This is a genomic window from Methanolobus sp. (assembly GCF_016278365.1).
Lineage (GTDB): Archaea > Halobacteriota > Methanosarcinia > Methanosarcinales > Methanosarcinaceae > Methanolobus.
The window spans coordinates 45034-71879 of record NZ_JADQBZ010000002.1 but is presented as its reverse complement, the minus strand read 5'-3'; the positions used below and the strand labels follow the sequence as shown (position 1 = coordinate 71879).

The 26846-nt window shown below is 44.7% G+C and carries 20 protein-coding genes; 17 read left to right on the top strand and 3 right to left on the bottom strand.

The annotated features are described in order from the left end of the window. The 5 genes from QZZ22_RS00395 to QZZ22_RS00375 all read left to right on the top strand — a co-directional run. On the top strand, positions 1-1344 hold a 1344-nt coding region (locus tag QZZ22_RS00395; RefSeq protein ID WP_292461523.1), incomplete at its 5' end, for a PGF-pre-PGF domain-containing protein. 157 nt (positions 1345-1501) lie between these two features. Beyond that, the gene (locus QZZ22_RS00390) at positions 1502-4315 is read left to right on the top strand and encodes a putative Ig domain-containing protein (RefSeq protein WP_292461521.1); all 2814 of its coding nucleotides are present in this window, start codon (positions 1502-1504) and stop codon (positions 4313-4315) included. A 255-nt stretch (positions 4316-4570) separates the two neighbouring features. Continuing rightward, positions 4571-6268 carry a PGF-pre-PGF domain-containing protein gene (locus tag QZZ22_RS00385; RefSeq protein WP_292461519.1) on the top strand — a complete coding sequence of 566 codons (1698 nt, stop codon included), beginning with the start codon at positions 4571-4573 and terminating at the stop codon, positions 6266-6268. A 118-nt stretch (positions 6269-6386) separates the two neighbouring features. Further along, positions 6387-8513 carry an acetate--CoA ligase family protein gene (locus QZZ22_RS00380; protein WP_342765063.1) on the top strand — a complete coding sequence of 709 codons (2127 nt, stop codon included), beginning with the start codon at positions 6387-6389 and terminating at the stop codon, positions 8511-8513. Between the two features lie 65 nt (positions 8514-8578). Next, a complete protein-coding gene (locus tag QZZ22_RS00375) occupies positions 8579-9652 on the top strand; it encodes a phosphotransacetylase family protein (protein WP_292461517.1) in 1074 nt (357 codons plus the stop codon). Between the two features lie 50 nt (positions 9653-9702). Here QZZ22_RS00375 and QZZ22_RS00370 read toward each other — a convergent pair whose 3' ends face one another. Beyond that, positions 9703-10266: a flavodoxin family protein gene (locus QZZ22_RS00370; protein ID WP_292461516.1), complete on the bottom strand. Its 564-nt coding sequence runs from the start codon at positions 10264-10266 to the stop codon at positions 9703-9705. 220 nt (positions 10267-10486) lie between these two features. Here QZZ22_RS00370 and pgk point away from each other — a divergent pair, with 220 nt between their 5' ends. Further along, on the top strand, positions 10487-11719 hold the full coding sequence (pgk, locus tag QZZ22_RS00365; RefSeq protein ID WP_292461514.1) for a phosphoglycerate kinase: 1233 nt from the start codon (positions 10487-10489) through the stop codon (positions 11717-11719). 86 nt (positions 11720-11805) lie between these two features. Then, entirely contained in the window at positions 11806-12441 is a 636-nt protein-coding gene (locus tag QZZ22_RS00360; protein ID WP_292461512.1) for a TIGR00296 family protein, read from the top strand. A gap of 27 nt (positions 12442-12468) precedes the next feature. Here QZZ22_RS00360 and QZZ22_RS00355 read toward each other — a convergent pair whose 3' ends face one another. Continuing rightward, positions 12469-13377 carry a bile acid:sodium symporter family protein gene (locus tag QZZ22_RS00355; protein WP_292461510.1) on the bottom strand — a complete coding sequence of 303 codons (909 nt, stop codon included), beginning with the start codon at positions 13375-13377 and terminating at the stop codon, positions 12469-12471. Between the two features lie 148 nt (positions 13378-13525). Next, a complete protein-coding gene (locus tag QZZ22_RS00350) occupies positions 13526-13954 on the bottom strand; it encodes a nucleoside 2-deoxyribosyltransferase (protein ID WP_292462156.1) in 429 nt (142 codons plus the stop codon). Between the two features lie 207 nt (positions 13955-14161). Between QZZ22_RS00350 and QZZ22_RS00345 the strand changes: the two genes are divergently transcribed. From QZZ22_RS00345 to QZZ22_RS00300, 10 genes are all read left to right on the top strand, one after another. Then, positions 14162-17170 carry a PAS domain S-box protein gene (locus QZZ22_RS00345; protein ID WP_292461508.1) on the top strand — a complete coding sequence of 1003 codons (3009 nt, stop codon included), beginning with the start codon at positions 14162-14164 and terminating at the stop codon, positions 17168-17170. A 76-nt stretch (positions 17171-17246) separates the two neighbouring features. Then, the gene (locus QZZ22_RS00340) at positions 17247-18284 is read left to right on the top strand and encodes a GTP-binding protein (RefSeq protein ID WP_292461506.1); all 1038 of its coding nucleotides are present in this window, start codon (positions 17247-17249) and stop codon (positions 18282-18284) included. A gap of 77 nt (positions 18285-18361) precedes the next feature. Beyond that, on the top strand, positions 18362-18910 hold the full coding sequence (locus tag QZZ22_RS00335) for a DUF2148 domain-containing protein (protein WP_292461504.1): 549 nt from the start codon (positions 18362-18364) through the stop codon (positions 18908-18910). A 387-nt stretch (positions 18911-19297) separates the two neighbouring features. Next, a complete protein-coding gene (locus tag QZZ22_RS00330) occupies positions 19298-19759 on the top strand; it encodes a hypothetical protein (RefSeq protein ID WP_292461502.1) in 462 nt (153 codons plus the stop codon). A 402-nt stretch (positions 19760-20161) separates the two neighbouring features. After that, entirely contained in the window at positions 20162-20494 is a 333-nt protein-coding gene (locus tag QZZ22_RS00325) for a DUF4870 domain-containing protein (RefSeq protein WP_292461500.1), read from the top strand. A gap of 458 nt (positions 20495-20952) precedes the next feature. Beyond that, positions 20953-21417 carry a CBS domain-containing protein gene (locus tag QZZ22_RS00320; protein WP_292461498.1) on the top strand — a complete coding sequence of 155 codons (465 nt, stop codon included), beginning with the start codon at positions 20953-20955 and terminating at the stop codon, positions 21415-21417. 45 nt (positions 21418-21462) lie between these two features. Then, complete coding sequence (gene argJ, locus QZZ22_RS00315; RefSeq protein WP_292461497.1) at positions 21463-22647, top strand: bifunctional ornithine acetyltransferase/N-acetylglutamate synthase; 1185 nt, start codon at positions 21463-21465, stop codon at positions 22645-22647. 17 nt (positions 22648-22664) lie between these two features. After that, positions 22665-23606 carry an N-acetyl-gamma-glutamyl-phosphate reductase gene (gene argC / locus QZZ22_RS00310; RefSeq protein WP_292461494.1) on the top strand — a complete coding sequence of 314 codons (942 nt, stop codon included), beginning with the start codon at positions 22665-22667 and terminating at the stop codon, positions 23604-23606. A 487-nt stretch (positions 23607-24093) separates the two neighbouring features. Further along, positions 24094-25050, top strand: a complete 957-nt coding sequence (locus tag QZZ22_RS00305; RefSeq protein ID WP_292461492.1) for a hypothetical protein — start codon at positions 24094-24096, stop codon at positions 25048-25050. 582 nt (positions 25051-25632) lie between these two features. Continuing rightward, on the top strand, positions 25633-26766 hold the full coding sequence (locus QZZ22_RS00300) for a hypothetical protein (RefSeq protein WP_292461490.1): 1134 nt from the start codon (positions 25633-25635) through the stop codon (positions 26764-26766). Positions 26767-26846: the final 80 nt, after the last annotated feature.

Here is a 26846-nt window from a genome sequence, read left to right as displayed (position 1 = left end):
CCTGTAACAGTAACCGGTATTTCTATCAATGCAGCTCCTTCAAAAGTAACTTATACTGAAGGTGATGCTCTTGACCTGAATGGTCTGGTAATAAGACTGGCAAGATCAAATTCAACTACCGAGGATGTTGCTTTTGCAGATTTCATCTCTGAAGGTATCACTGCCGATCCAGCAAATGGAAGCATTCTTGCAACAACCAACACTTCCGTCACTATCACTCATACCGAGAGTGGAGAAACTGCAATCCAGACAATTACTGTCAATGCTGCACCTGTAACAGTATCTTCAATAAATGTGACAGCAGCAGGTTCTGCTACTACTGTAGAGAATGGCAAAACATTGCAAATGACTGCAGCAGTACTTCCAACAAATGCAATCGACAAAACTGTAATATGGTCGGTTATAAATGGGACTGGAACCGCTACAATTACTCAAACAGGATTGCTGACAGGAACCGCTGTAGGAACAGTAACTGTTAAGGCTACATCCAAAGACGGTTCAAATATAGCAGGCATTTACAACATTACAGTCTCAGAAGCACAGTCCACAACCACTCCAACAACTGGAGGCGGTGGCGGTGGCGGTGGCGGACAGTCTACCGGTGAGAAGTATGAGAACATCGAGCTTAAGGACTACTCCATTAAGTATGTCCTGAGGGATACTGAGACGGTGTTCGAATTCACTAAGGAAGGTAACAGCATTGTTGGAATTGGTTTTACGGCCCGCCTGAACGGGGGACAGACCAAAACTGTGATAGAGATGCTTAAGAGCACTTCCACTATGGTCAACAAGGCAGCTCCAGGGAATGTTTACAAGAATGTCAACATCTGGGTTGGGGATGGGAAGACAACTCCCGACCTTTTGTCCGATGCAAGGATCATGTTCAAGGTTGAGAAAGTCTGGATAGCAGGGAATGGTATAGATCCGGCATCCATCCGTATGCTCAGGTATAATAGCGGTTCGTGGGCTCAATTACCAACCAGCAGGACCGGCGAGGATGACGTATATGTCTACTATATTGCCCAGACACCCGGATTCTCGGCATTTGCTATATCAAGCATAAGCAAGGAGGAACAACAAGCAGTCTCAGGCAGTAATCAACAGGGCTCACCATCCCAGAGTGGGGAAAGTGCACAGATGTCAACTGAAGACAGCCAGACTCCGCAAGCAGGTAATGTCTTTTCCCCTGAGGCGAAGTCTTCCGGCTCATCCACTTTCCTGCTGGTCCTTGCAGGCATCTCGGCCCTTGGAGTACTCAGCTACAAATATAAGGACCAGCTATCACAGGTCCGCACACAATTGGGTAATCCGGATGGTAAACGTTACAGGCGCGTCAAACGGTAGATATACATTTGGCTTTAAATTGAATCAGTTAGGTGAAAATCTGGCAGGATATAATGGTCCTGCCAGGATATTTTCTACGTAATTATCTTCCTTATTTTATAATTAAATGAATATATGTAATAATATTTATCTTACTGTAGTTTGAGATACAGCATATATGGTGGGTTATCCGGCTCTTGACGCTCTACAAAATGTTTTACTCGGTGATAAAAAAAGGTTAAAGGATTACATTCTTTCTTGCCTGATTATCTCATTACTGTTATTATCTGCTAATATAGCAGGAGCAAGTCCTCCCGCATTCCAGCTTCAGGATAAAAGTATCCATGAAGACCAGCTTCTTACATTTACGGTATCTGCTACCGATCCTGACGGTGACAGTATTGTTTACGGGGTCACAGGACTGCCTGAAGGAGCTTCTTTTACCGATGGTAGCGAGCAGAACGCCGGCAAAAAGATATTTTCATGGATTCCCGGTTATGATGATGCAGGCACTTATCCTGTAAGCTTTTCAGCAACTGACGGAACTTCTGTTATCTACTCAAACATCACAATTACTGTGATCAACGTTAACAGGGATCCCATCCTTGCAGTCATTGGTCCCAGATATGTAAATGAGAACAGTTTACTTACCTTCACTCTCTCCGCATCTGATCAAGATAATGATACTCTTGTTTTCTCCTCACCAAATCTTCCCGGCAGCGCAACCATTGACGTCACATCCGGTGTTTTCCAGTGGGTACCAAGCTACGACCAGGCGGGTATTTATCAAATTGAATTCGTTGTTTATGACGGGGCAAGCCAGGATTCTGAGTATGTCACTATCACGGTAAACAATGTGAATCGTCCACCCGAATTCACACCAATTGCAGACTTTATTGTTAGTGAGAATACCCTTCTTGAAATAACCCTTACGGCATCTGACCCGGATAATGATGTGCTGGTGTTTACCAAAAACGTGCCATGGGGTACGATATCCGGTAATAGGTTCTCATGGAAACCTACCTATGATGATGCAGGTGAATACAACATCCAGTTCACTGTGAGTGATGGCGACAAAAAAGTAACCCAAAACGCAAAAGTGACCGTCAATAGTGTTAACAGGGCACCGGTACTCTATTCTATCCCGGACGTATCCGCGAAGGAAAATGAGCAGATTACCCTACAACTCACAGCTTATGACCCGGATGAGGATGCTCTTACTTATCATAACGTAAGCGCATTGCCTGCAGGGGCTGAATTCAATACTGCAACAGGGCTGTTCCGGTGGTCTTCCGTTAATTCCGAATACCTACCTCTGGAATTCTATGTGAGTGATGGGTTATCATACTCAGCCCCAAAAGGAGTCATAATTGCAGTGGGATTTAATGTATCACCTCCGGAAATGGAATCTCTGCCCAATCAAAGGATCAACGAGAATGAGAAATTGTCTTTTAATGTCAATGCTTCTGATAAAGATAATAACGCTTTAAGTTATTCTATGGGATTCTATCCTTCCGGTGCAACTCTTGAAAGTACAACAGGGAAATTCATGTGGACTCCTTCTTATTATGATGCAGGCAGACACACTATCGAACTCAGGGTTTCAGATGATAGTGTCTTCCGTTTCACTGATTCTATAACTGCGGCCATTGAAGTTGTTAACGTTAACAGGGCACCTGAAATAACTTCCATTCCTGCAAAACTTGCCAGTGAAACACAAACTTTACAAATGCCTCTTACTGCAGCAGACCCTGATGGTGATTCCCTCATGTTCATGAAAAACGTCTCATTTGGCACTATCAGGGGGAACACATTCATCTGGACTCCTGGTTATTCTGACTATGGGATTCATTACGTTCAATTCACGGCTTCAGATGGCTCATTAAGTGCAAGTACGACTGCCACAATCATAGTTGATAATACCAATATGCCACCTAAATTTGACACTATAGGGTCCAAGGATGTCAATGTTGGCAGCACGCTGGAGTTCACTGTTAGTGCTTCTGATGGAGATGGTGACCCACTGATATTCTCTGCATCGGGGCTGCCATCAGGATCAACTTTTAACAATTCGTCCAGGATCTTCAGGTGGACACCCTCTGCTTCACAGAAAGGTACGTATTCTGTCAGCTTCAAGGTGAGTGATGGAGAACTCAACGATTACCAGACGATTGCTGTGACTGCCAGGGAGCCATCCATCCCAAGCCCCACTGGAGGTAGTAGTGGGGGCGGTGGTAGCAGTTCCATGAGCAGTGGGGAGGAGTACGAAAACGTTGAGTTCAAGGATTATTCCATAAAGTATGTCATGAAAGATACTGCGACTGTGTACAATTTCACTAAGGATAATAGTATTATCACAAAGGTCATTCTCACTACACGCCTGAACGGAGGACAGACCAAAACTATAGTAGAGACCCTAAAGGGTACCTCTACTCTGGTCAACAAGGCTTCTCCGGGAATAGTTTACAGGAATGTGAACATATGGGTGGGGGACGAGAAATTCTCGCCAGCCAGCATATCTGATGCAAGTATCACTTTCCAGGTGAAAAAGGACTGGATATCAGGCAATAGTGTAGAACCGGCTTCGATGAAACTACTCCGATACGCCGGTGGGGCATGGAGCCAGTTGCCTACCACAAGTATTGATGAAGATGAGACCTACATATATTATCTTGCGAAAACTCCGGCTTTTTCCATTTTTGCCATTTCAAGCATGGATGAAAAAGAACTGCAGGAACTTTCCACTAATAGCGGACAGGGTGCTTTGCAATCAGAAGATGATGAAAACGGCACAATGTCTGCTGACAATGGCAATTTTGCTGCGACTGGTAATGCCACTCAGGAGCGTAAGTCGTCCGGTATTTTGTTCTTTACCATTCTCGGGATTACGGCTGTGGGGATGCTGGGTTACAGGTATAGGGGACAGCTGGGTAAAGAGATCGCACAACTAGGTAATCCTGATGGAAAACGATACAGGCGATTTAAACGCTAGACTAATTACAATACAGAAAATGGAAATCCAAGCCGGGAGATCTATAATCCTCCGGAACAATATCGTTTTTCATAATATGTAGTTTTTCTCCTGAAGACAGTTTCTCTTCTTTTTATTGCTGCACAGAAGAAACTAAGTTTGTGTTGATGGTGGTGGGATCTATCTATGATTTTAAGTGAACCGAATACTGTAAGGTCTGGTTACTGGAAGTCAAGGAGAAGTCTGTTGTGTCTTTTGTGTGTTTTAATCATTTTGATGTCAGCAGGATCAACAAATGCAGATTCGGATAACGATCAGGATGATGATTCCTCAAATGACGGCGATGATTCTGATAACTACCGGGATGATGATTCCTTAGATGATGACGATGATTCTGATAACTACCGGGATGATGATTCCTTAGATGATGACGATGATTCTGATAACTACCGGGATGATGATTCCTTAGATGATGACGATGATTCCTCTGGTGGTGATAATTACGAAATGGAAACATCTGAAAGTCCAGATTATATACCTTACTCTGACCGAGAAGAGGAAACCGCCGACAAATCTAATACTTATGATAATACAGCTGAGGACCAGCGTGGGAATCAGGATGAAGACGAGATAATTCCTGCTGTTCTTCCCGATAAAGAAGATGATTACGATGTCAGCGAATCATCATCTCAAGATGAGGATGTAGTATCTACTTACTCTTCTGGTAAGGGCAATAATGAGAAAGAGATTGAACAGAGTATCAGGGATAACGACAAGAAAGATGATACTAATTCCGATGAGACAAAAGGCACATCTTCTGTTTCGACTGATCAGAATGAAAACAAAGATACTAAGACTGGCGATGATAACGAAAAACCTACGGACAACGTAAAAAATGACAAAGATGGTGAGGTTGACATCGACGATAGAAAGGACTCCAGTGATAATATCAATACTGACAGTGATGACAGTGATGACAGTGTTAAGGATAATCCTGCCAACACCGCCTCCAGTTCAACCACTAGTCTGACAAGGGGTTCCAGTACTGAAAGTACTACTAGTATCCCTGAACCCATTACTACTATTACTACTGAGAACAGTGACAACCTTAACACTGGCACTACTAGCAACAGCGCTAATAAGGGTGACAGCAGCACCGATCTCAGTTCAGTCAGCAGCTCAACGGATAATTCAAATACTAGTCAGACAACAAATCCAGCCATCAATCAAGATAATGAATCAAATGTCTCTGCAAACGTTTCACCCACGGTGACTGAAGATGCAAATTTCCTTAAGGATTTCCGTGATTCAACGGAAGCACACGACAACATAGAACTCAAGGATTACTCTTTCGCCTCTCTTGTTAAGGGACAGGAGGCGGTTTTTGAATTTGGGCTTGAGGGTAACAATATCGTATCCATAAACTTCATATCGGAAGTAAATGGAGGACAGGTCAAAACTGTGGTAGAGATCCTGAAGAACACCTCGACACTCATCAACGAGGCACCTCCGGGAACTGTGTATAAGAACTTTAATATCTGGGTAGGGGATGCACAGTTCTCTCCGTATATGACAAATGATGCAAAGGTGAATTTCAAGGTTGGGAAGGATTGGCTCCTCTCAAATAACATTGATCATGAGTCTATTGTTCTGTACGGTCATGTTAATGGCTGGAGTCCCCTCGTTACCGAAAAGACCGGGGAGGATGATACTTATGTGTATTACACAGCACATACTCCTGTTTTCTCAGTTTTTGCCATTGTAAGCATGGACTACGAGCCATATAAACTTGATAAAGACCAGGCTGTAAGCACTATCGGGGACACTGCAGCTGCTTCAGGAGGCATGGATGAGATCCCGCACTACAATACTTACAGGAATGTAGCATTTTTATTGGTCAGCTTGCTAGTTGCCGGGGTAGTAGGTATGGCTGGTCTTAAGTATATGGCACGTCCCGGGAATGAAGATGAGTAGGGAGAAAATGATAGTATACAGTTTAAAAAGTGAGCACATCATAAACCTGACTTGCAAGTATTCATTTTGAGTTTCTACCATCTCTCCCCATATTTTTATGTATCATTGAGGCTTAGTAGTGAGAAGGGAAAATCCAGGGAACAATATGCTTGACAGAATGTTTGATCCGAAGGCTGTAGCCGTTATAGGGGCTTCGAGGAATGAAGGTAAAGTGGGAAGAGCAGTGCTTGAGAACCTGATAGCTGCCAGTGATAATATCGATATCATACCCATAAACCCCAAGGATAAGGAAATACTGGGGCTTCGCGCATATCCTTCCATTCTGGATGTACCCAAAGAGAGAAATGTAGGCCTTGCGGTCATAGTGATACCGGCCAAGCTCGTTCCTGAAGCCATCGAGCAATGTGCTCTTGCAGGTGTGAAGAATGTTGTCGTGATATCTGCAGGCTTCAAGGAAGCAGGTATAGAAGGTGCGCATCTTGAGCGTGAATGCGTTGCACTGTGCGAGAAGTACGGTATAGACATGGTGGGGCCTAACTGCCTGGGTATAATTGATACAACCTCAGGTCTTAATGCCTCCTTTGCTGCAAACATGGCCCTCAGAGGAAACATCGCAATGATGTCGCAATCCGGAGCTATATGTACCGTGACCCTTGACTGGGCTGAGAAGAACAGTGTCGGTTTTTCCAAATTCGTGAGTCTGGGCAACAAGGCTGATCTTGATGAGAACGATTTTCTTGATTTTTTCTATAAAGATGATGACACAGCTGTAATAGCCGCATATCTGGAAGGTGTGAAGGAAGGACCTGAATTTATCAGGGTGGCAAGACAGGTGACCCGAGCCAAACCAGTGATAGTTGTCAAATCAGGCAGGACCTCGGTAGGTTCAAGGGCGGTTTCATCCCATACGGGTACTCTTGCAGGTGCAGATGCTGCCTATGATGCAGCTTTCAGGCAGAGCGGGGTGCTGCGTGCAGACTCCCTGACCGAGATGCTTGATAAATCCCGGGCCTTTTCAGCTTATCCCCTGCCATCCGGCAGGAACATTGCTATCGTTACCAATGCAGGAGGTCTTGGCATATTGACAGCGGATGCATGTGCCAATGCAGGACTGACAATCACTTCCTTTGAAGAAGCTACAATAGCAGAACTCCGGGATATCCTTCCACCGGCTGCAGGCCTGTACGACCCTGTGGATGTACTCGGCGATGCCAGCGCCGATGTATATGCGCATGCGCTTAAGATCGTGCTTGCAGACAAGAATGTCAATGGGGTGATCGTCCTCGTGTCTCCGCAGGCAATGACTGCTGTGGGAGAGATTGCGGAAAAGATAGTCGACATCGTAAGAAACTCTGAAAAACCCGTGTTGTGTAATCTTGCTGGCGGTACCCGTGTTCAGGAAGGTGAGGACGTGTTGCACAAGAACGGCATTCCGAACTATCCTTCCTCGGAAAGAGCGGTTGCCAGTATGTATGCATTATGCGAATACCATTCAATAAGGAACAGGAAGTACTCTTCCCCCGGCGTGCTCAATGTGGATAAAAGCATTGCAAATGCAGCAATAAAGGAAGCCTGTGCGACGAAAACAAGGACTCTTGGCCTTGAGTCCATGGATATACTTTCTTCCTACGGTATTCCGGTGGTTGATTCCAGGATCGCGAAAGACCTTCCGGAAGCCGTGAGGATATCCGAAGAGATTGGTTACCCTGTGGTTATGAAGATCGTATCTCCTGATATCTCTCACAAGACTGATGTGGGAGGTATCCGCCTCAACCTGAAACATGCGGATGATGTGGAGCGCGCTTATAATACCATGATGTCAGATGTCAGCCACTATATGCATAACGCGCAGATATCGGGTGTCCAGATACAGAAGATGCTCGGTGGGGGGAAGGAGGTAATAATCGGAATGAACCGGGATCCGCAATTCGGACCTCTTCTCATGTTCGGGCTTGGAGGGACGTATGTGGAATTCCTCCGGGATGTTTCGTTCGCTGTAGCGCCTATCAGCATTGATGATGCAAAGCACATGGTAACTTCCATCAAGACATATCCACTTATAGCAGGCGTCAGGGGCGAACAACCTTCAGATATCGGCTCGATAATAGATGCGCTCATGAAAGTATCACAGCTTAGCATGGATTTCCCAGAGATAATGGAGTTTGAGATAAATCCGCTGATGGTAATGCAGGAAGGGAAGGGCTGTGTTGCAATGGATGTACGGTTTACCATCGACACTAAGTGAGAGTATTAGTAGCAATAACTAGCAGCAACATATAGCATTAACAAGGACAGGTTGGGAGCAAAATAATGGCATCGATATTGATAAGTTCTTCAGAGGAATATTCGGGCAAAAGTTCCATATGCATGGGACTGGGTAAGATCTTCCAGAACAAAGGCTTTATTATTGGATACATGAAGCCGGTCGGGAATCTGCTGATCAATGTACATGGGTCCCTTGCAGATGAGGACTCGGAGAGCATAAAGCAACTGCTTGGACTACAGGATCCGAGTGAGTTCATTACACCAATATATCTGACTGACAGCCTGACCAATGATGCGCTCACCGGGATAAAGAAAGACCTGGACAGCAAGTTGCTGGAAGCTTATGCAAGGATCTCCAAAGGAAAGGACATTGTAATTATCGAAGGTACCGGAGGCATCGGAGGCGGTGCTATGTATAATCTCTCCGATCCGGAGGTTGCTTCCAAACTTGGGACAAAGATGCTTCTTGTAACCCGTTTCGATTCCATCTTTGCGGTTGACCGCATACTGTGTGATCTGCGGATAATTCAGGACCCTGAAATGCTTGCAGGTGTCATCCTGAACGAGGTGCCCCTGAGTATGCTTGAGAGAGTGAAAGAGCTTGTTGTGCCCTTCCTGGAAAAGAAAGGCGTCAGTGTTTTTGGAGTTATCCCGCTGGATGAGACTCTTCGTTCTATTCCCATTTCCGATATCGTTGAAGGACTTCACGGTGAGATCCTTATAGGTTCTGACAAGCTTGCCGACCTTGTGGATAGTTACCTTGTAGGAGCCATGGAGGCCGGTTCTGCTATCAAGTATTTCCGCAGGACACCTGACAGCGCTGTAATTACAGGAGGAGACAGGGCAGACATACAGATGGCTGCCATTGAAGCAAGGGTCAAGTGCCTGATACTTACAGGAAACATGCAACCAAGCGGTGCTGTGCTTGCAAGCGCCGAAGGTGTGGGCATTCCTGTGATCATGGTCAGGGGCGATACGATGGGTACAATTGAAAGAATGGAACACCTGATAGGTCATGCCCATGTCAAGCAGCAGGTCAAGCTCGACAGGATACTGGCCCTGCTGGAAAAGAACGTCAATGTGAAAGAGATAGCTGAGATTGTAGGCATTAAAATGTGAGTGGGAAAGGGGATGTTTTTCTCCTTTCCTTTACTTACTATTTTCAAGGACTATTTCATCATTTCAAGGACATCACACAACTTGTTGACAGTATCAACAGCTGTCTTCATTCCTTCTTCATCGTCCTGAGCAGGCTTTTGCAGTATCCCGCCAAAATGCCCTCCGTCTCCGATAACTATCATGCCATGGATGTGCATCCACTCGTGGATGGATTGTATCGTCTTTTCCTGTCCGCCATTCCTTGAACCACCGACAGCCATGGCAGCTCCGACCTTATTGCTGAGCTGGAAACCCTGCCTTCTGAGCAGTACGCTCCTGTCAAAAAGTGCTTTCAATTGTGCTGTCATTGTGCCGAAATAGACCGGTGATGACACAATTATCCCGTCTGCGGACAGAAGTTTGTTGTAAACGGTTTCCATTCCGTCTTCAATTGGACATTTTCCACCTTCTTTTGCACACACGCCACAGGCAGTGCAGGGAGCTATTGAGGATGAAGAGATAAAGACCGTCTCTGTCTCAAAAACTCTATCCTCAGCGATACTCAATACTCTTTCTATGAGCTTGTCGTTATTTCCGCCTGCTTTAGGACTTCCTGAAATTCCCAGAATCTTCATATGATCACGAGATTGGATTGTAAGTCAATAGATATTAGTTTTTGTATTTTTCGTGTTTACTTGCTGCATATACGAAAAAGATATAACCGGAATGGTTCATTTACAGCAAAATGTGGTAGTTAACTAATTTATATCACATAAAGGCATAATGTATATAGACTCTGTATATTGACTTATATTGCCTGAGATATAGGGGCGATTAAATTGTGGTGATGGAACTTTGACTGCTAAAGATTATCTTACTATCGATGATTTTGACGTGGAAGGAAAAACAGTCCTAGTGAGAGTGGACCTGAATGTGCCCATGGATCCTGAGGATAATATCCTTGACGACATGAGGATCAAGAGCCATGTACCTACTCTGAAAGACCTGGAGAATGCCAGGGTCGTGTTGCTTGCACACCAGAGCAGGGCTGGGAAAAGTGATTTTACTACGATGAAACCACATGCTGAGCGTCTGTCACGTTACCTTGGGAAAGAAGTGGAATACGTAGACGATATCTTTGGTACATATGCCAAGTCGCGTATAACTTCCATGAAGAAAGGGGATGTGATATTGCTTGAGAACGTTAGGTTCTATTCCGAGGAAAGCTTGGACCGTCCTTCAAAAGCACATTCTAATACACATATGGTAAGGAAGCTCGCACCATTGTTTGACCTGTTCCTGAATGATGCTTTTGCCGTCTCACACAGATCACAGTTATCTATCACAGGCTTTACTGAAGTCCTTCCAAGCGGGGCGGGCAGGCTCATGGAAAAAGAGATAAGCTCGCTTGACAGGGGCATCAAGGGGGGGGAATGTCCGTGCATTTTCGTGCTCGGGGGGGCAAAGGTTGATGATTCTCTCAATGTCACCGACAATGTCCTGAGCAACGGCAGTGTCGACAGGGTTCTGCTTTCAGGTGTGGTGGCCAATGTCATGCTTGCAGCATCAGGGGTCGATATCGGTCCGGCAAATATGGACTTTATAGAATCCCAGGGCTATCTTGAGCAGATCGAGCGTGGAAAAGAGCTTCTTGAAAAGTTCGATGGTAAGATCGGACTCCCGATAGACGTTGCACTGAACGATAACGGAAAGAGGATAGAGGTTCAGGTTGATGAGCTCCCATCGGATAACTTCCCGATCAATGATATCGGGTTGGAGACCATAGTGTCATACTCCAAGGAGATAAGGAGCGCAAAGACCGTTGTTCTCAATGGCCCTGCCGGTCTTTCGGAGATCGACCCGTTTGCACTGGGCACCCATGAGATTATCAAGGCAGCAGTGCACTCTGAATATTCAATTGCAGGCGGAGGACATATTTCTGCGGAGATAAGGAATCTGGGGTATGAGGACCGATTCTCTCACCTGAGTACAGGTGGCGGCGCATGTATAGATTATCTTGCAGGCACTGTCCTGCCGGGCATCGATGCATTAAGAAAAGCTGCTACACGTTACAGACATAACCCATGAGATGCTAATTCTAAATGTATAGATGAATACGATAATGTTTTCATCGTGGCTGAGAATGCTCAAAGAGTTATATGGGAGTGGTTGTAATGGAAGAGAAGGTAACATTACTTACGGAAGAAGAAGGTAAGACGGCTGTAGGGCTGGCGAGGGACACCATAGAGACTTATTTGCGGACTGGCGAGATGATCGACGGATCGGAGATACAGCTTCCCGCTATATTTGATGAGCCCCGAGGGGTATTCGTGACCCTTACTAAAAAAGGCGAACTTAGAGGTTGCATAGGGCACCCTTATGCGGATTCAGCCCTGAAGTATGCAATAACGGATTCTGCCGTTTCGGCTGGCTTCAGGGATCCCAGGTTCCCGCAGGTGCGCATAGATGAGATGACAAATGTCACTGTGGAGGTTACGGTTCTCACTCAGCCTGAGCGTATGGATGTCCCACCCAAAGACCTCCCTTCCTCAATTAAGATAGGCCGGCACGGTCTGATCATCAAGAGCGGCTACCGGCAGGGCCTTCTCCTTCCTCAGGTAGCACCGGAGAATGAGATGGATGAAGTGGAGTTCCTGAGCCACACCTGTCTCAAGGCGGGCCTGTCCCCTGATGCCTGGGTCACAGGTGCCGAAGTTTACTGTTTCGAAGGCCAGATATTCACGGAAAAGGAACCCAATGGGGAAGTAGTGGAAAAGGACATTCTGGAGAAAGCCTGCTTGAGGGAATAAGATTCCTTTAATTCTTTTCTAACTCTGTCATATCTTCTTTCCGTTCCAGTATGATGCCAGGAAAGAGCCGGAGATATTATGCCATATACTGAAAAGCGCTCCTGGAAGGGCAGCTATGGCTGAGAAATGCTTGATCGCAAGAGCAACGCTCAGGCCCGAGTTCTGCATCCCGACCTCAAACGCAATTGTCCTTGATTCTATTTCGCTTAGACCCAGCATTCGGGAGAATCCATAGCCGCTTGCAAGCCCGATGAGGTTATGCATCACTACCACACTCATCACTAATATTCCTGCAGACATGACGGTATCCTTGTTCAATGCCATTATGATAGCTATTATGACTACTATCGTAATCACAGAAAGTGCAGGTAAAGCAGGCCGGATGCGTTCTGTGCGGGTACCCAGGATAGCATTAAGTCCGATTCCCAGGGCAACAGGTACTACCACTATCTGCAGGATGCTGACGACCATTCCATACATATCGACAGTTATCGTCTGGCCGATGTACAACCATGTGAGCAGGGGGGTCATTACAAAGGCTATCAACGTCGATACGGATGTCAGCATAATGGAAAGTGCGACATCTCCTTTGGCAAGGTAGCAGATCACATTGGAGGCTGTGCCTCCAGGGCAGCATCCAAGTAATACGAAGCCTGCCGTAAGTTCCGGAGAAAGACCAAAGAGTCTGGAAAGAGCAAAACCTGCCAGGGGCATAAATGTATACTGCATTGCCGTTCCGATAATGATCACCTTCGGCCTCTTTAAAACCAGCATGAAATCTTTTACTGAAAGGGTCATGCCCATTGCGAACATCACAACACCCAGAAGCAGAGGGATGGTATTGCGGTAGGGAAGGAATAACTCCGGATAGAAGAGTGCAACAGCTGAGAGCATTACGGCCCATAATGGAAACAGAGTGGTGAACCTTTTAAGCATGCTACCTTTATTTTATTATTTTAAAAGTATAATGCTGGCAACTCTTAAGAATGTATCCTGTCGGCAGGAGTGCACATCATTTGCAGTCCGTCAATAACAATAGAGAGCCGGAATCAATCCACTTAAAAAGAAAAGGTATTAAAAAATCTTATCTGTGATCCTCAAGCACTTTCAGGATACTTTCTACATCCCTTGCAAGCACTTCCACTGACATTTCCATCATAAGATTGACAATGCCTTCTTCTCCGAATGTCCTGAAATCAGTCTTTAGTCCCAGTACCTTCTTACCTCTGGCATAAGCGTATCCCATCTCCCATGCTGTCCCTGAGTCCACATCGCTGCCACCATCAAGTACAGCAAGGATAATATCTGATTCATCTATTCCCCTGATGTCATTCTCAAAGATGCACATCTGTCTCTCATGCATTCTGGATGAAAGGTTATCCTCTCCGTCTACCTGAGGCAGGAATACCTTGAATCCCATCTCCACCAGCCTGTCCTTTAAGTATATATTAAAATCTCTCTCGGCCTTTGAAAACAGAGGGCCTGCAAGGTAAATTTGTTTTTTTGATCCCATCATCTCATCCGTCCATTTTTGAGAGAACATAGATTGTCGGGATGGTTAATAATATTGATGTAAGCTGGGTGAAAGTGTGTCCCATTCTAATATTTAAAATGCTTAAATACATATAAGAGACAAATAATGTTAATATAGTACCATAATCTGCGGGGTAATAGCATCGGCGCTGCTGCAATAAATTCAGATATTGATTTTGTACTCGATTTGCCTCAAGGTAGTTCCTTCTCTTTTCTGTATGATACTACGGAGGAGTTCATGAGCGTAATGGCATTGTTCCTTGAAGCTGGTCTGCAGAACAAGGAACTTTGTGTTTGGGCAGTTTCCGGCCAGATAGCTATGGAAGAAGGGGAGAAGTTTCTCAGGGAAAGGGGTATTGATGTTGATAAATATCTTGAAAGCGGCCAGTTGATAATCACACCATGTACTGAATGTTATTTTGCTGGAAAAGAGTCTGCTTCACCGAGCATTCCCGGTGCCTGGGAATCGATGTACAATGTGGCACTATCTGAAGGTTATGACGGGCTGAGGGTTGCTGATAAGTTCACGATAGCCGGTGAAGATGCCTGGAAGAACTTTGTGGGATTTGCTAAAAAGGGTATGGAGATAGTACGTGGGAAGCATATCGTAGGCATGTCCGGTTTTCTTAAGGAAGCAAGGACAGGACAGGAGCTACTCGACATAATAGGAATGCATGATGGCACTGTCATCCTGCGTAACGGCAGGTGGACCCTGTTGCAGAGTTCAACATACTGCAAGCCATTCCTGAAGGAGAAAAGTTTTCAGGATGACATGCTTGAGAATATCTGGACTGGTGTATGGGCTGTTGACAGGAACGACAATATCGTGTATTTCAACAAAGGCATGGAATCGATATCCGGCCTTCCAAAAACTGAAGTGCTGGGGAAAAAACTGGTCAAGTTCATACCGCGACAGGTGAATGGAGAAGAACTGAGTTTTGCCGAACTTTTTGAGATTGCAAAAGAAAGCCTGCAATCTAAAAGCTATGATGTGTTCCCGTTCATCAAACCGGACGGGCAATTCATTTATCACAGTGGGGTCCTGCTTCCCCTGATAGATGAGGATGGCACCTATGGTGGAATGATGGGTACGATCGGCAAGGTCTATGAACAGAACATCAGTCATAAGTTGCTTAGGGATAAGGTCCGGTCTATCGAGAAACTGGAAGACATCTACAAAAAGAGTCCCGTAGTTGCAGTTCTCTGGAGTGCGGAAAGTGGCTGGCCGGTAGAGTTCATCTCAGAGAACATCACACAGTTTGGCTATATGCCTGAAGATTTCACATCCGGACGTCTTGTTTTTGAGGATATTATTCACCCTGATGATCTTGATATGGTCAAAAAGGATGTTTCACAACTTGAGATTGAAGGAAGGATATATTTCGCAAAAGAATACAGGTTGCTGACCAGATCAGGAGAGGCCAGATGGGTTACTGAGAGATCTTATCTGTTAAGAGATGAAAAAAGTGGACCTGCTTATTACCAGGGCATACTGATCGATGTCAGTGATCGGAAAAAAGCAGAAGAGGCTGCCCTTGAGGCCGAAAAGAAGTACCATCTGATATTTAAGAACTCGCCTCTTGGGATATTCCATTTCGATGAGAATGGTATCATCACTCACTGTAATGAAAAGTACCTTGAGATTATCGGGCTTGAGAAAAAGGAGGACATAATCGGTTTTAATATGGTCACGACAGTGACAGATGAGAACATGAGAAAAGCTGTCGATGCTGTACTCTCAAGAAAGACAGGTCATTTTGAAGGGGAATATCATACGGCGGTAAGTGGCATAACAGTATCTATCAAAGGACATTTCAGTCCCAATATCTCCGAGGATGGCAAATATCTGGGAGGTATCGGCATCTTTGAGGATATCTCCGGGCGTAAGAAGGCCGAGGAAGCATTGCGGCTGGATGAATCGAGGCTTGAGACACTCCTTCAGCTAAGCAGGATAACGAATAAAACCCTCAAAGAAATAGCCGATTTTGTCCAGGAAGAGGCTGTGAGACTCACCCAGAGCAAGATGGGGTATCTGGCGTTCCTCAATGAGGAGGGGAATGTCCTTACTATCTATTCATGGTCAAAAAACGTGATGATAGATTGTGATGTTGAAGAAAAGAAGTTTGATTACCTGCTTGAATCCACAGGGCTATGGGGCGAGGCTGTCCGACAGAAACGTCCTATTATAATAAATGATTACCTGGCACCTGATCCACTTAAAAAAGGTTATCCTTCGGGCCATATCAAGATGAAGCGGTACATGAGCGTTCCCATACTTGACAGCGGAAAAGTGGTCGGGGTTGCGGGTGTAGGCAACAAGAAGAGCCCTTATGACCAGGCTGATGTCAGGCAACTGACCCTGCTCATGGAGGGTATGTGGCAGATCATCGAGCAGAAAAAGATCGATGAGACCCTGCGCAAATATGCAGGAGAGCTGGCCCAGGTTAACAGTGAATTATACAAAGCCAATGTTGAGCTCTCGGCTGCTAACGAAGAACTTAAGTCCCTTGACAGGATGAAGGACGAATTCCTTTCAAACGTGAGCCATGAGTTCAAGACCCCTCTAACTTCTATCCAGGGATACAGCCAGTTGATATCTGACGGAACCTTGGGTTCTGTGAACGACCAGCAGAAAAAAGCGGTGGATACGGTTATCCGCAATTCCGAAAGACTCAGGAAGCTGGTGGATTCCCTCCTATATATCAGCAGGGCGCAGGCTGGAAAGCTCACCTATTCTTTCTCAATGGTGCCAATAACTTCCATTATCGATAATTCCATACAGGATCTTGCACTTCAGGCTGAAAAGAAGAACATCATATTTGAAAAGAACCTGGAGGAAAACCTGCCTCTTATCAGGGGAGACCGGGATAAGCTTGTCGATGTACTAGTAAACCTGCTTGATAATGCCATCAAGTTCACTCCCACGGGAGGAAAGGTAGAAGTGGGTGCTTCGGTAGATAATGGTAAGATTCATGTATATGTCAGTGACTCGGGTATTGGTATCCCCGCGGATAAGATTCCCAATCTCTTTGGGCGGTTCTATCAGGTTGATTCCTCTATCAGAAGAAGATACGGTGGGACAGGGCTTGGTCTGTATATCTGCAAGATGATAGTAGAGGACCATAAGGGGAAAATATGGGTTGAGAGCGAGGAGGGAAAAGGAAGTACCTTCCATGTGCTGCTACCTCTGGAGTGAAACCGGAAGGCAGATTTAACCAAAATCCATATACATGTTCCCGCAAATCTCTTTTTGTACTGGACAGGTGACATAGATGAAAGTGATGATCATAGGTGGCTTCCTTGGAAGCGGGAAAACGACAACACTACGAAGCCTTGGCAGGCACCTTGTGGAGAAAGGCCACAAGATAGCTATAATTGTCAATGAGATCGGTGAAGTTGGCGTGGACGGTGAAACCATATCAGGCAGCGGCTTGGTCACAAAAGAGCTTACTAGCGGCTGTATTTGCTGTTCCCTGCGCATCAGCATGGAATATACCCTTCAGACACTTGTAGAGGAATATAATCCCGATATTGTTATAATAGAGCCTACCGGCATAGCTTTCCCCATGCAGATAAAGGAACATATTGAACTTATGGATGTTGAGGATCTTTCCTTCGCTCCGGTAGTTTCCCTGGTGGACGCAAGCAGGATAAACATGGAGATTAGCCAGGTGCCTGTATTCATAGCCAACCAGATAAAGGAATCGGAAATAGTATGCATTAACAAGATCGACCTTGTGGATGCGGAAACCGTGGCTTCGGTAACCAGGACCGTTATGCAACTTAATCCAGATGCACTGGTAATCGAGTTTTCTGCAAAGAGAATGGATGATAAGTTCCGCATGTTCATAGATCTGCTTGCAGGGGAGAGCGAGGCGGAGCATACAGGGGCCGACCTGAACTCCATTGAGATGTCAGGGGTTGGCAGCTATTCAGGAGAATACTTCCTGCGAGCTGATAACCTGCATTCAGACAGAATGACTTCCATGCTTGTGCATCTTCTGGAGGAAATCAAATCCCGGCTGATGGAGATCAACCCTGAGTTCATTGGTCATGTGAAGATGACCCTTAAGTTCAGGGAAGGACTCATCAAGGCAAATCTTACATCGGCACATGGAGACCCATTTGTGGAAATACTGGATGAGACCGGGGATGAAGAACAGCACTTGAAGTTACTTTCTGCTGTGACCCTTGTGCCCCGGGACAAGCTTGCAGGGATAATTGAAAGCTCTATCAGCAAGGTCCTGGGGAATGAAGGCATCAGCTTCGAGAAGAAAGCACAGCAGGAACAAAAGCCTATAAATCTGTGAAGGAAGACGCATAAGGAAAGCTGTAAGGTATATCATGGGAACTAATAAATAAATAGGATTGTCGCCTTCCTTTTCCCATGAAACTCAATCCGGAAACCGAAATCATTGAGTTGCTTGCAAAGACAATCCTTGTAGCTGCAAGGACAGCACCAAAAGGAAAAGGTATCGATGATATCGTGACCTGCCTCCTGGATGACAAGGAATGTGCCGAGCTTGCAAATAAGATGGAAGAGCTGAGCGACATCAAGGGAATGAAGTTCCTTCTGCGTGATGCTAAGAACGTCAGGGATTCTGACGCTGTTGTCCTCATCGGCCTCAAGTCCTCCGGTGCATCCGGCCTTGATTGTGGTGCATGCGGCTTTGAGACATGCAAGGGCATGCTTGAGACCAAAAAAGTGAAGAAGGAGTTCTCCGGCCCACATTGCATGATCAAGTACCTGGACCTGGGAATCGCAGTCGGCTGCGCAGCATCAAAGGCAAAGGACCTGTGCATCGATAACAGGATTATGTACAGCGCAGGGGCTGCGGCGTGTTATTTTGAGATGATGGATGCAGATGTGGCTATGGCACTGCCGCTGAGCGTCAGGGGGAAGAATATTTTCTTTGATCGGCCGTCTACAAGGTAGATGGTTGGTTGATTCTTCTCTTCATTTTTTACATTTGTTTATAATGTTTGAAGCTTTCAACTAAAACACTTATTTATACTTGCTTTAATGATAATTCTGTTGTTCAAGATATAACTACACTAGTTGGTTTTAATATTTATATATTTATGGGGTATTCAAAACATATAACTATAATTATGACATATCTATGATGCGAAGTGTCCTGAGGACACATATGTGCCTGTAAAAGCGTCTGTACTTGCACCAGGATGAAAAAGACAGTTATTAGACAGTTATTAAAATACCATTAGGTATTTAAATACTCGTGAATCCTGCTCTATTAGTATTTTTTCTGATAATTTTCACAGAGCCGTGTGTTAAACTAAGATATTCAAACGGAGGAAGTGGATGAAAAAGATATTAGTTACATTAATGTTGCTGCTAACGGTCTTTGTTCCGATGGCAAGCGCTGATATTGTCAATGATCTCGATAATAAGGTTAGCGAATATAACCAGAACGCCGAATATATACCTTCTTACCTGAAATCTCTTCTGGGTAGCGAGATCATCAAGCTGGTAATTGTTACCGATGACGGAGAAGAGGAATACATTAAAGCAATCACCGAAGATGCGTATATAACTGCATTTGAAGAAGTTGACGAAAATGCAGAATTCGATGCAACGATGGTTGTAGGAGCAAATGAAGCTACATTAAGAACAATCATTAATTCACAGGATCCACTGCAAGAGTTCATTGCTGCAAAAGACAACGGAGAGATCGTGATAGAACCCGTGGGCTTTGTAAATACTGTCAAGTACACCGTTGCAATTGTTGTAGTGAAAGTATCACAATTGTTTGGCTTTATGTAATCTGAGCCAAATAATGATTAAAAGGTGGTCCGGAAGACCATCAAATTCTATTTTTACACTTGTTGAGGGAATGCTTCTAGTGATGTTCGGTTTGTATTTTAGCACCTGCTCATGACTTCAACAGGTTGTCCGACAATTCCATTTCGGGACAAAAAGTTGAGAAAGGAGACTTATAAGGTGCTTAAACGCATAATAATGCGTTTTCATACTTTCGTTAGTGATTGTCGGACAACTTCCTCAGTGTTGGAAATAGTCACGATGTGAGATAAATATAAATAGTTCTTTGATGCATGTTAATTTGTATATTATTTAACTAAGTAGTGTGACTTCTATTGTGGCTCTGTTCCACAAGAATGATTTGCCACTGAAATATATAGATATTTATGAGGAGAGTTATGAAAAATGAGCGATACAAAAATTGGTTTAAGTGAAAACATAACTGGAGTAATAGCCTATGTTCTAGGATTTGTTACCGGTATAATTTTCTTGCTAATTGAGAAAGAAAATAAATTTGTACGTTTCCATGCAGCACAGTCCACTGTAGTGTTTGGTGTCCTGTTCATATTGAGCATCATTTTGGGATTCATACCAATTATTGGGTGGCTAATAGCATTATTTTTGCCCCTTGTTGGATTTGCACTGTGGCTATATCTGATGTTCATGGCCTACAAAGGTACCATGTACAGGCTGCCAATCCTTGCAGACTACGCTGACAAATTAGAAAGTTCATTATAAGGGAATTGATGTATAGATAAACCCTACTTGAACAGGTTCTAAAAACCAGACCTGTCCAATGCAAGGTTTATCTGGACTATTTCTATTTCTCAACCAATCACACCTGAAGAATGGGATTCTGGTCAATCTTCTTTTAATGTATTTTTAAGACCATTAACCTAAGTAGTCGTTTTCTCTTTTCTTTGATTATGATAGGTCTGTGAACATCACTCGCAACAATCCTCTCTCCTTCATATTCCCAAAGCGCAAACATTATACCGCTACAATTACTACTCCCTCATATAGCTGATAATAAATTTGCAGTGATACATGATAAACGCAGGAATCATCGGTGCTTCAGGACAGGCTATACAGAACATGAACCTGCTGTGTGGGTTCGATGAAAAGGCAGGTCTTTGGGCAGCAGCGACAAACCCGTAAACAAAGCCCTAAAATATGAATTATTAACAGGTGTACAAATGAAAGTCCAAGATGTAATGAACCCGAATGTTATTGTTTGCAGTCCGGAGGACTCTATAAGATATGTCGCCATGGTGCTTAAGCAGAACCGTATAAGCGGTCTTCCAGTAGTGAAGAACGGAAAGGTAGTGGGTATAGTGTCCGAAGGCGACCTTCTTAAGCTGCTTGAGGTGCCGGACCGCTCGGGTCTGTGGCTTCCCAGTCCGTTTGAGGTCATAGAAGTGCCTATAAGGGAACTTCTTAACTGGGAAGAGACCAAGCGCATGCTTGAAGATGTGGGCTCAAAACCTGTAACGGAGATCATGGAAAAGGATGTGTATACTGTCTCTCCTGATGACTCCATAGAAGAAGCTTCCAGTATCATTACAAAACACAAGATAAACCGATTACCTGTTGTCGAAAATGGTGTAATCGTCGGAATCATCACACGCGGTGATATTATCCGCGGACTTGGCGAGTTGTAACAAATTATCAGAACAAGGCATCAGTAAGGTATCAGAAGGTATCACATGAATTTCATTGAAGGCGGTATCTGCGCGGTAAAGGGTGTCCGTGCAGGAGGCATCAAGCCCGGAAAGATGGGAATTGCGGTCATACTGGCAGAAGGAAATGCTGCCGGAGCCTATACAAGGAATAAGGTTATTGCAGCACCCCTTGTGCTCACAAGGGAGCGTATCGCAAAGACCGGCAGACTCTCAGGCGTTATCGTGAACAGTGGCAATGCCAATGCTTTCACAGGTGAGCAGGGTATGGCTGATGCAAGGACCATGGCTTCCCTGCTGGCATCCCGGTTGGGAGTTGACGAGGAGCTTATAGGCGTGTCATCAACAGGTGTCGTGGGACGTAAACTCGATACCGGCTGGATCAGCTCCCATCTCCAGGAAGCGATGGACTCCATGGGCGAGGATGCAGCAGCCAGCATGAGGGCAGCACGTGCGATCATGACCACTGACACGGTTCCCAAGGAGATAGCCATTGAGATGGAATCCGGTATCCGTATCGCAGGTATTGCCAAAGGCTCAGGGATGATCGAGCCCAACATGGGTACCATGCTTGCTTTTATTTACACCGATGCACAGATCCCGTCAAAGGAACTGCAGTCAGTTCTCACAACAGCCGTGGACAAGAGCTTCAACATGGTGGTTGTGGACGGTGACACCAGTTGTAATGACATGGCGCTGCTCACAGCTACCGGAAGCTCAGGTATCAGTCCTGAAGTCGCAGATTTCCAGTCCGGTCTTGACCTTGTGCTTACCGAACTTGCCAAGATGATAGCCGTCGATGGAGAAGGTGCTACCAAGCTTATCGAATCAAAAGTTACCGGTGCAGCCACAGTTGAGGATGCCCGCCTTGTTGCAAAATCAATAGTTCGCTCACCATTGGTGAAATCCGCCATCTTCGGAAAGGATCCCAACTGGGGCCGTATCGTGGTTGCAGCCGGCTATTCCGGTGCCAATATGGACCAGACGAAGATCTCCCTGTCATTCTCAGCCGGCACCGAGGTCGTGGAACTTGTGAAGAGCGGTAAGGTCGTACGCAACGACGAGGCTACGCTGGCCCAGTTGAAATCCATCATGTCCCAGGACGAGGTTTTCATCATAACCGACCTTGGTATGGGACACGAGAGCGCAACCGCCTGGGGCTGTGACCTGACCTACGACTATGTGAGGATCAACGCGGATTATACAACCTGATCTACCTGAGGAAAAGAATGTATAAGATATATGTGGACGGCCAGCACGGAACTACAGGTCTGCTGGTGAATGAGCGTCTGGCGGACCATCCGGAAGTGGAGATTCTGGAAATCCCCTATGAGAAACGCCACGACAAAGAATTAAGGAAGAAACTGCTCAATGAGGCAGATCTAGTGTTCCTCTGCCTGCCGGATGAAGCGGTCGCAGAGGCAGTGGGTCTGATCACAAACCCGAATACAAAGATCATTGATGCATCCACAGCCAACCGCGTGAATGAGACATGGGCTTACGGATTGCCCGAGCTCTCCGCCGCACACAGGGACAGGGTGGCCGTAGCGAGCAGGGTTTCCAACCCTGGCTGCCATGCAACGGCGTCCATAGTTGCCCTGTATCCACTTCTGGAGGAAGGCATCATCTCCAGGGAAACGGCTGTCCCGCTGTTCTCCATCACCGGATATACCGGTGGCGGGAAAAAGATGATCGAGACCTATGAGACCACGACAGAAAGGGCATACAAAGCACCAAGGCAGTATGCTCTGGGGCTGAACCACAAGCATGTGCCTGAGATAATGGTCCACTCCGGTCTTAAAGTCAAGCCCATTTTCATGCCGGTGGTTTCCAATTATCCAAGGGGACTGGCTGTCACACTGCCCCTGTCCGTGAAGGATCTGGAAAAATCCCTGACGAAGCAGGGCCTGTATGAGCTCTATCAGAAATACTATGGGGATTCTACATTCATCCGCATTCACACAGCGGATGAGACAAAGGATCTGGTGGATAATGCTTTTGATGTGCAGAGAAGCAATGACACTAACTACCTTGACCTCTACATTTACGGCAATGATGAGCAGATACAGGTAATATCCCGCCTGGATAATCTCTGGAAAGGCGCCTCAGGTGCGGCTATCCAGAACATGAACATAATGCTTGACATGGATGAGACAACCGGCCTTTTGTGAGGCCGGTTTCTGTTATTGGAATGATTATTGGGGTAGATCCCAACCAATATATTATAGAATCCCCAGCTGAAAGAAAAATCCAGCTATGTCTCTCTGGTAATCTTGTTGTTTAAATAGGAGGAATATCTGTTTTTTAAGTCTGGTTTCAATCAATACAATAAAAATAAATATAATCCATTGATTTAATTAAGTTATATAACATTTTTTCAAATGTCATCAATCTATTTGAAACTGATTACTAACTTGTGAGTTCATCACCATGCTAGATAAGAAAAAGAAGATTACCCTGACCATTTCAATATTAGTCATAATGTCCATGTTACCCGGAGTTCTGACAGATGCCTAGGATTTAGTATCTCCTGCAAAATCCCTTGACGAGTTTGAACCTTTTAAAACCTCCTACCTTAAGGGGGGTGACACAAAAAGCATTGACATCTCCCCGGATGGGAAATTTGTCGTAAGCAGCACAGGAAGCGCGATTAATTTTTTGAATAGACTGCAAGGTGATGAATCCTTTGGTCATCACGTAATGAATGACGGGAGCAGCTATACTGTAATAAAACGTGAACCATATTGGAACATTGTAGACATTGAGTTTTCTGAAATTGGTAATTATTATCTGGTAGGTTCCAATAGCAACAGCTTGTATGATGGAGAAATTGAAGCATCACATCTGACACTCTACAACATGACACATAGCAGAGGTGTTGCCAGCAGGGTTTTCAGGACTCACCAGATCAACGGTATTTTCATAGAAGATACTGCTATTTCACCGGATGAAAATACCTATGTTGCATGTACAGAAATGACTGCAAATCCCGAGAGTTGCACAATAACTTTCTGGGATATTAAAACTGGTGAAGTGGTGAATTCGATTACAAGTGATAATTACAAGGCAACGTCAATCACATTCACGCCCGATGGGAAATACCTGGTTGCAAGTTTTGACAACGATATCAATCCTGACAGGATAGTCTTCTTTGATCTGGAAAGCGGAGATATTTTCAGGACGATAGAGGAAAGGCCGGTTGCTGACCTCCAGTTCTCCGATGACGGGAAAATTCTTGCAGCAGGCAGCGTTTATCGCAGTGAGGTTATAGTCTGGGACGGCACTACTTACGAGGAAATGCGCCGATTAAAAGGGCTGGATCTTTCACCTGATAGCACCGCACTGTCCCCTGATGGGAGATACGTCATGGCTATGGATTTCCGCAGGCTGATTGTATGGGATACGGATTCCGGAAGAAAGATTGTAAGTAGCAGAAGTCTCAAACTCGATTTTGTCGACGCTTTTAAATCAGGCACTTTCTCTGACGATGGAAAATATATTGTGATAGCTCTGGATGCTCCATGGGAGTCGGAGTATATAACAGATCCTCCAACCGGCTCGGGCATGGTTTTTATCTACGATTTCAAGGAGATTCTGGATGCTTACCAAGCATAAGCATTTACTGCATTTCGCATTCCATACCCTCTCCACATCCAATCTTTATATATAAATTTCAGTCATATCCTATATTCCCCGGGTGAAACAATGGAGATCGAAGAATGAGAGAAGCACTACGAGCAGGCGTATGCAAATATCAAGAACCCTTTAAAGGATATCAGAGGAGTGTTCGTAGCCTATAATAATAACATCGATGCCATCAAGCATATTAATGAGAAGAATCTGTGGATAATGCCATTTTATGCTTGGCATGTATGAAACGACCGGTCTTCTGTGAGGGAGGTTGTTTTGTTGGACTGATTATTGGGGTAGATTCCAAACATATATAGAATCTCTAGCTGAAAAAATTCAGCTATGTCTATCTGATAATCTTGTTGTTGAAATAAGGGAAATATCTGTTTTTTAAATCTGATTTCAATCAATACAATAAAAATAAATATGATTCATTGATTTACTATAATCCTATAATATTTTTTCAAATTTAATTGATTTATTTGAAACTTGTTACTAACTTATGAGTACATCATCATGACAGAATACAAAAAGAAGATTGCGCCGATTATTTTCTTGTTACTTATAATGTCCATATTGCCGGGAGTCATGACAGATGTCTGGGATTTCGTATCTCCTGCAAAATCACTTGACGAGTTTGAACCTTTGAAAACATCCTATGTAGAAGGAAGTGACGTGGAAAATATCGATATTTCCCCTGATGGGAAATTTATTGTAAGCAGTACACTGGGTACGGTCAACTTTTGGGATACGCTGGATCTTGACTTATTATATGGTTATCATGTAGTGAATGATGGGAGCGGTGCTACAATAGAAAAAGAGGAGCCATACTACAACCTTGTAGACGTTGAGTTTTCTACACTAGGAAACTATTATTTGGTAGGTTCCAACAGCAATCATCCGCATTATGTTGGAATAACAGCGTCACATCTAACACTCTACAACATGACACACAGCATAGGTGTTGCCAGCAGGGTTTTCAGAACCCACCAGATAAACAATACTCTCATAGAAGATACTGCCATTTCTCCAGATGAGAGTACCTATACCGCCTGTACGGAAATGACCGCAAACCCCGAGAGTTGTACAATAACATTCTGGGATATGGGAACTGGTGAAGTGGTAAATTCAATTACAAGTGATAATTACAAGGCAACGTCGATCGCATTCACGCCTGAGGGGAAATATCTTGTTGCAAGTTTTGACATCAATATAAATCCTGACAGAATCGTCTTCTTTGATTTGGGAAGCGGGGAAGTTATCAGGACAATAGAGGAAAGGGCGGTTGCTGATCTTCAGTTCTCTGATGATGGAAATATCCTTGCAGCAGGTAGTATCTATCGCAGTGAGGTAATTGTCTGGGATGGCAACTCTTTCGAGGAAATGTACCGTTTGGGGGGATTGGAACTTTCACCTGACAGCACTTCATTGTCAAGGGATGGAAAATATATAATGAGTATGGATTTTACCAGGCTGATAGTCTGGGATACGGATTCAAAAAGAATGATTGTCAGTAGCAAAAGCCAAAGACTCAATTTTACCCGCTCTTTCTCAGCAGGCACATTCTCAGACGATGGCAACCATCTTGTGATAGCATTGAACGCAAAGAGAGGTTCCCAGTATGCTACACAACCTGATTATAAATCCGGAATGGTTTTTGTTTATGATTTTGAAGAGATTTTGGATTCTTACCAAGCATAAGCATTTACTGCATTTCGCATTCCATACCCTCTCCACATCTAATCTTTATATATAAATTCCTGCCATATCCTATACTCACC

Coding starts and splice junctions, on each gene's coding strand:
- QZZ22_RS00355 (WP_292461510.1), bottom strand. CDS start 13,377: ATGCTTAAAAGGTTCACCACTCTGTTTCCATTATGGGCCGTAATGCTC.
- argC (WP_292461494.1), top strand. CDS start 22,665: ATGTATAAGATATATGTGGACGGCCAGCACGGAACTACAGGTCTGCTG.
- QZZ22_RS00360 (WP_292461512.1), top strand. CDS start 11,806: ATGGAAGAGAAGGTAACATTACTTACGGAAGAAGAAGGTAAGACGGCT.
- QZZ22_RS00375 (WP_292461517.1), top strand. CDS start 8,579: ATGGCATCGATATTGATAAGTTCTTCAGAGGAATATTCGGGCAAAAGT.
- QZZ22_RS00335 (WP_292461504.1), top strand. CDS start 18,362: ATGAAACTCAATCCGGAAACCGAAATCATTGAGTTGCTTGCAAAGACA.
- QZZ22_RS00320 (WP_292461498.1), top strand. CDS start 20,953: ATGAAAGTCCAAGATGTAATGAACCCGAATGTTATTGTTTGCAGTCCG.
- argJ (WP_292461497.1), top strand. CDS start 21,463: ATGAATTTCATTGAAGGCGGTATCTGCGCGGTAAAGGGTGTCCGTGCA.
- QZZ22_RS00340 (WP_292461506.1), top strand. CDS start 17,247: ATGAAAGTGATGATCATAGGTGGCTTCCTTGGAAGCGGGAAAACGACA.
- QZZ22_RS00385 (WP_292461519.1), top strand. CDS start 4,571: ATGTCAGCAGGATCAACAAATGCAGATTCGGATAACGATCAGGATGAT.
- QZZ22_RS00370 (WP_292461516.1), bottom strand. CDS start 10,266: ATGAAGATTCTGGGAATTTCAGGAAGTCCTAAAGCAGGCGGAAATAAC.
- QZZ22_RS00390 (WP_292461521.1), top strand. CDS start 1,502: ATGGTGGGTTATCCGGCTCTTGACGCTCTACAAAATGTTTTACTCGGT.
- QZZ22_RS00325 (WP_292461500.1), top strand. CDS start 20,162: ATGAGCGATACAAAAATTGGTTTAAGTGAAAACATAACTGGAGTAATA.
- QZZ22_RS00300 (WP_292461490.1), top strand. CDS start 25,633: ATGTCCATATTGCCGGGAGTCATGACAGATGTCTGGGATTTCGTATCT.
- QZZ22_RS00330 (WP_292461502.1), top strand. CDS start 19,298: ATGAAAAAGATATTAGTTACATTAATGTTGCTGCTAACGGTCTTTGTT.
- QZZ22_RS00350 (WP_292462156.1), bottom strand. CDS start 13,954: ATGGGATCAAAAAAACAAATTTACCTTGCAGGCCCTCTGTTTTCAAAG.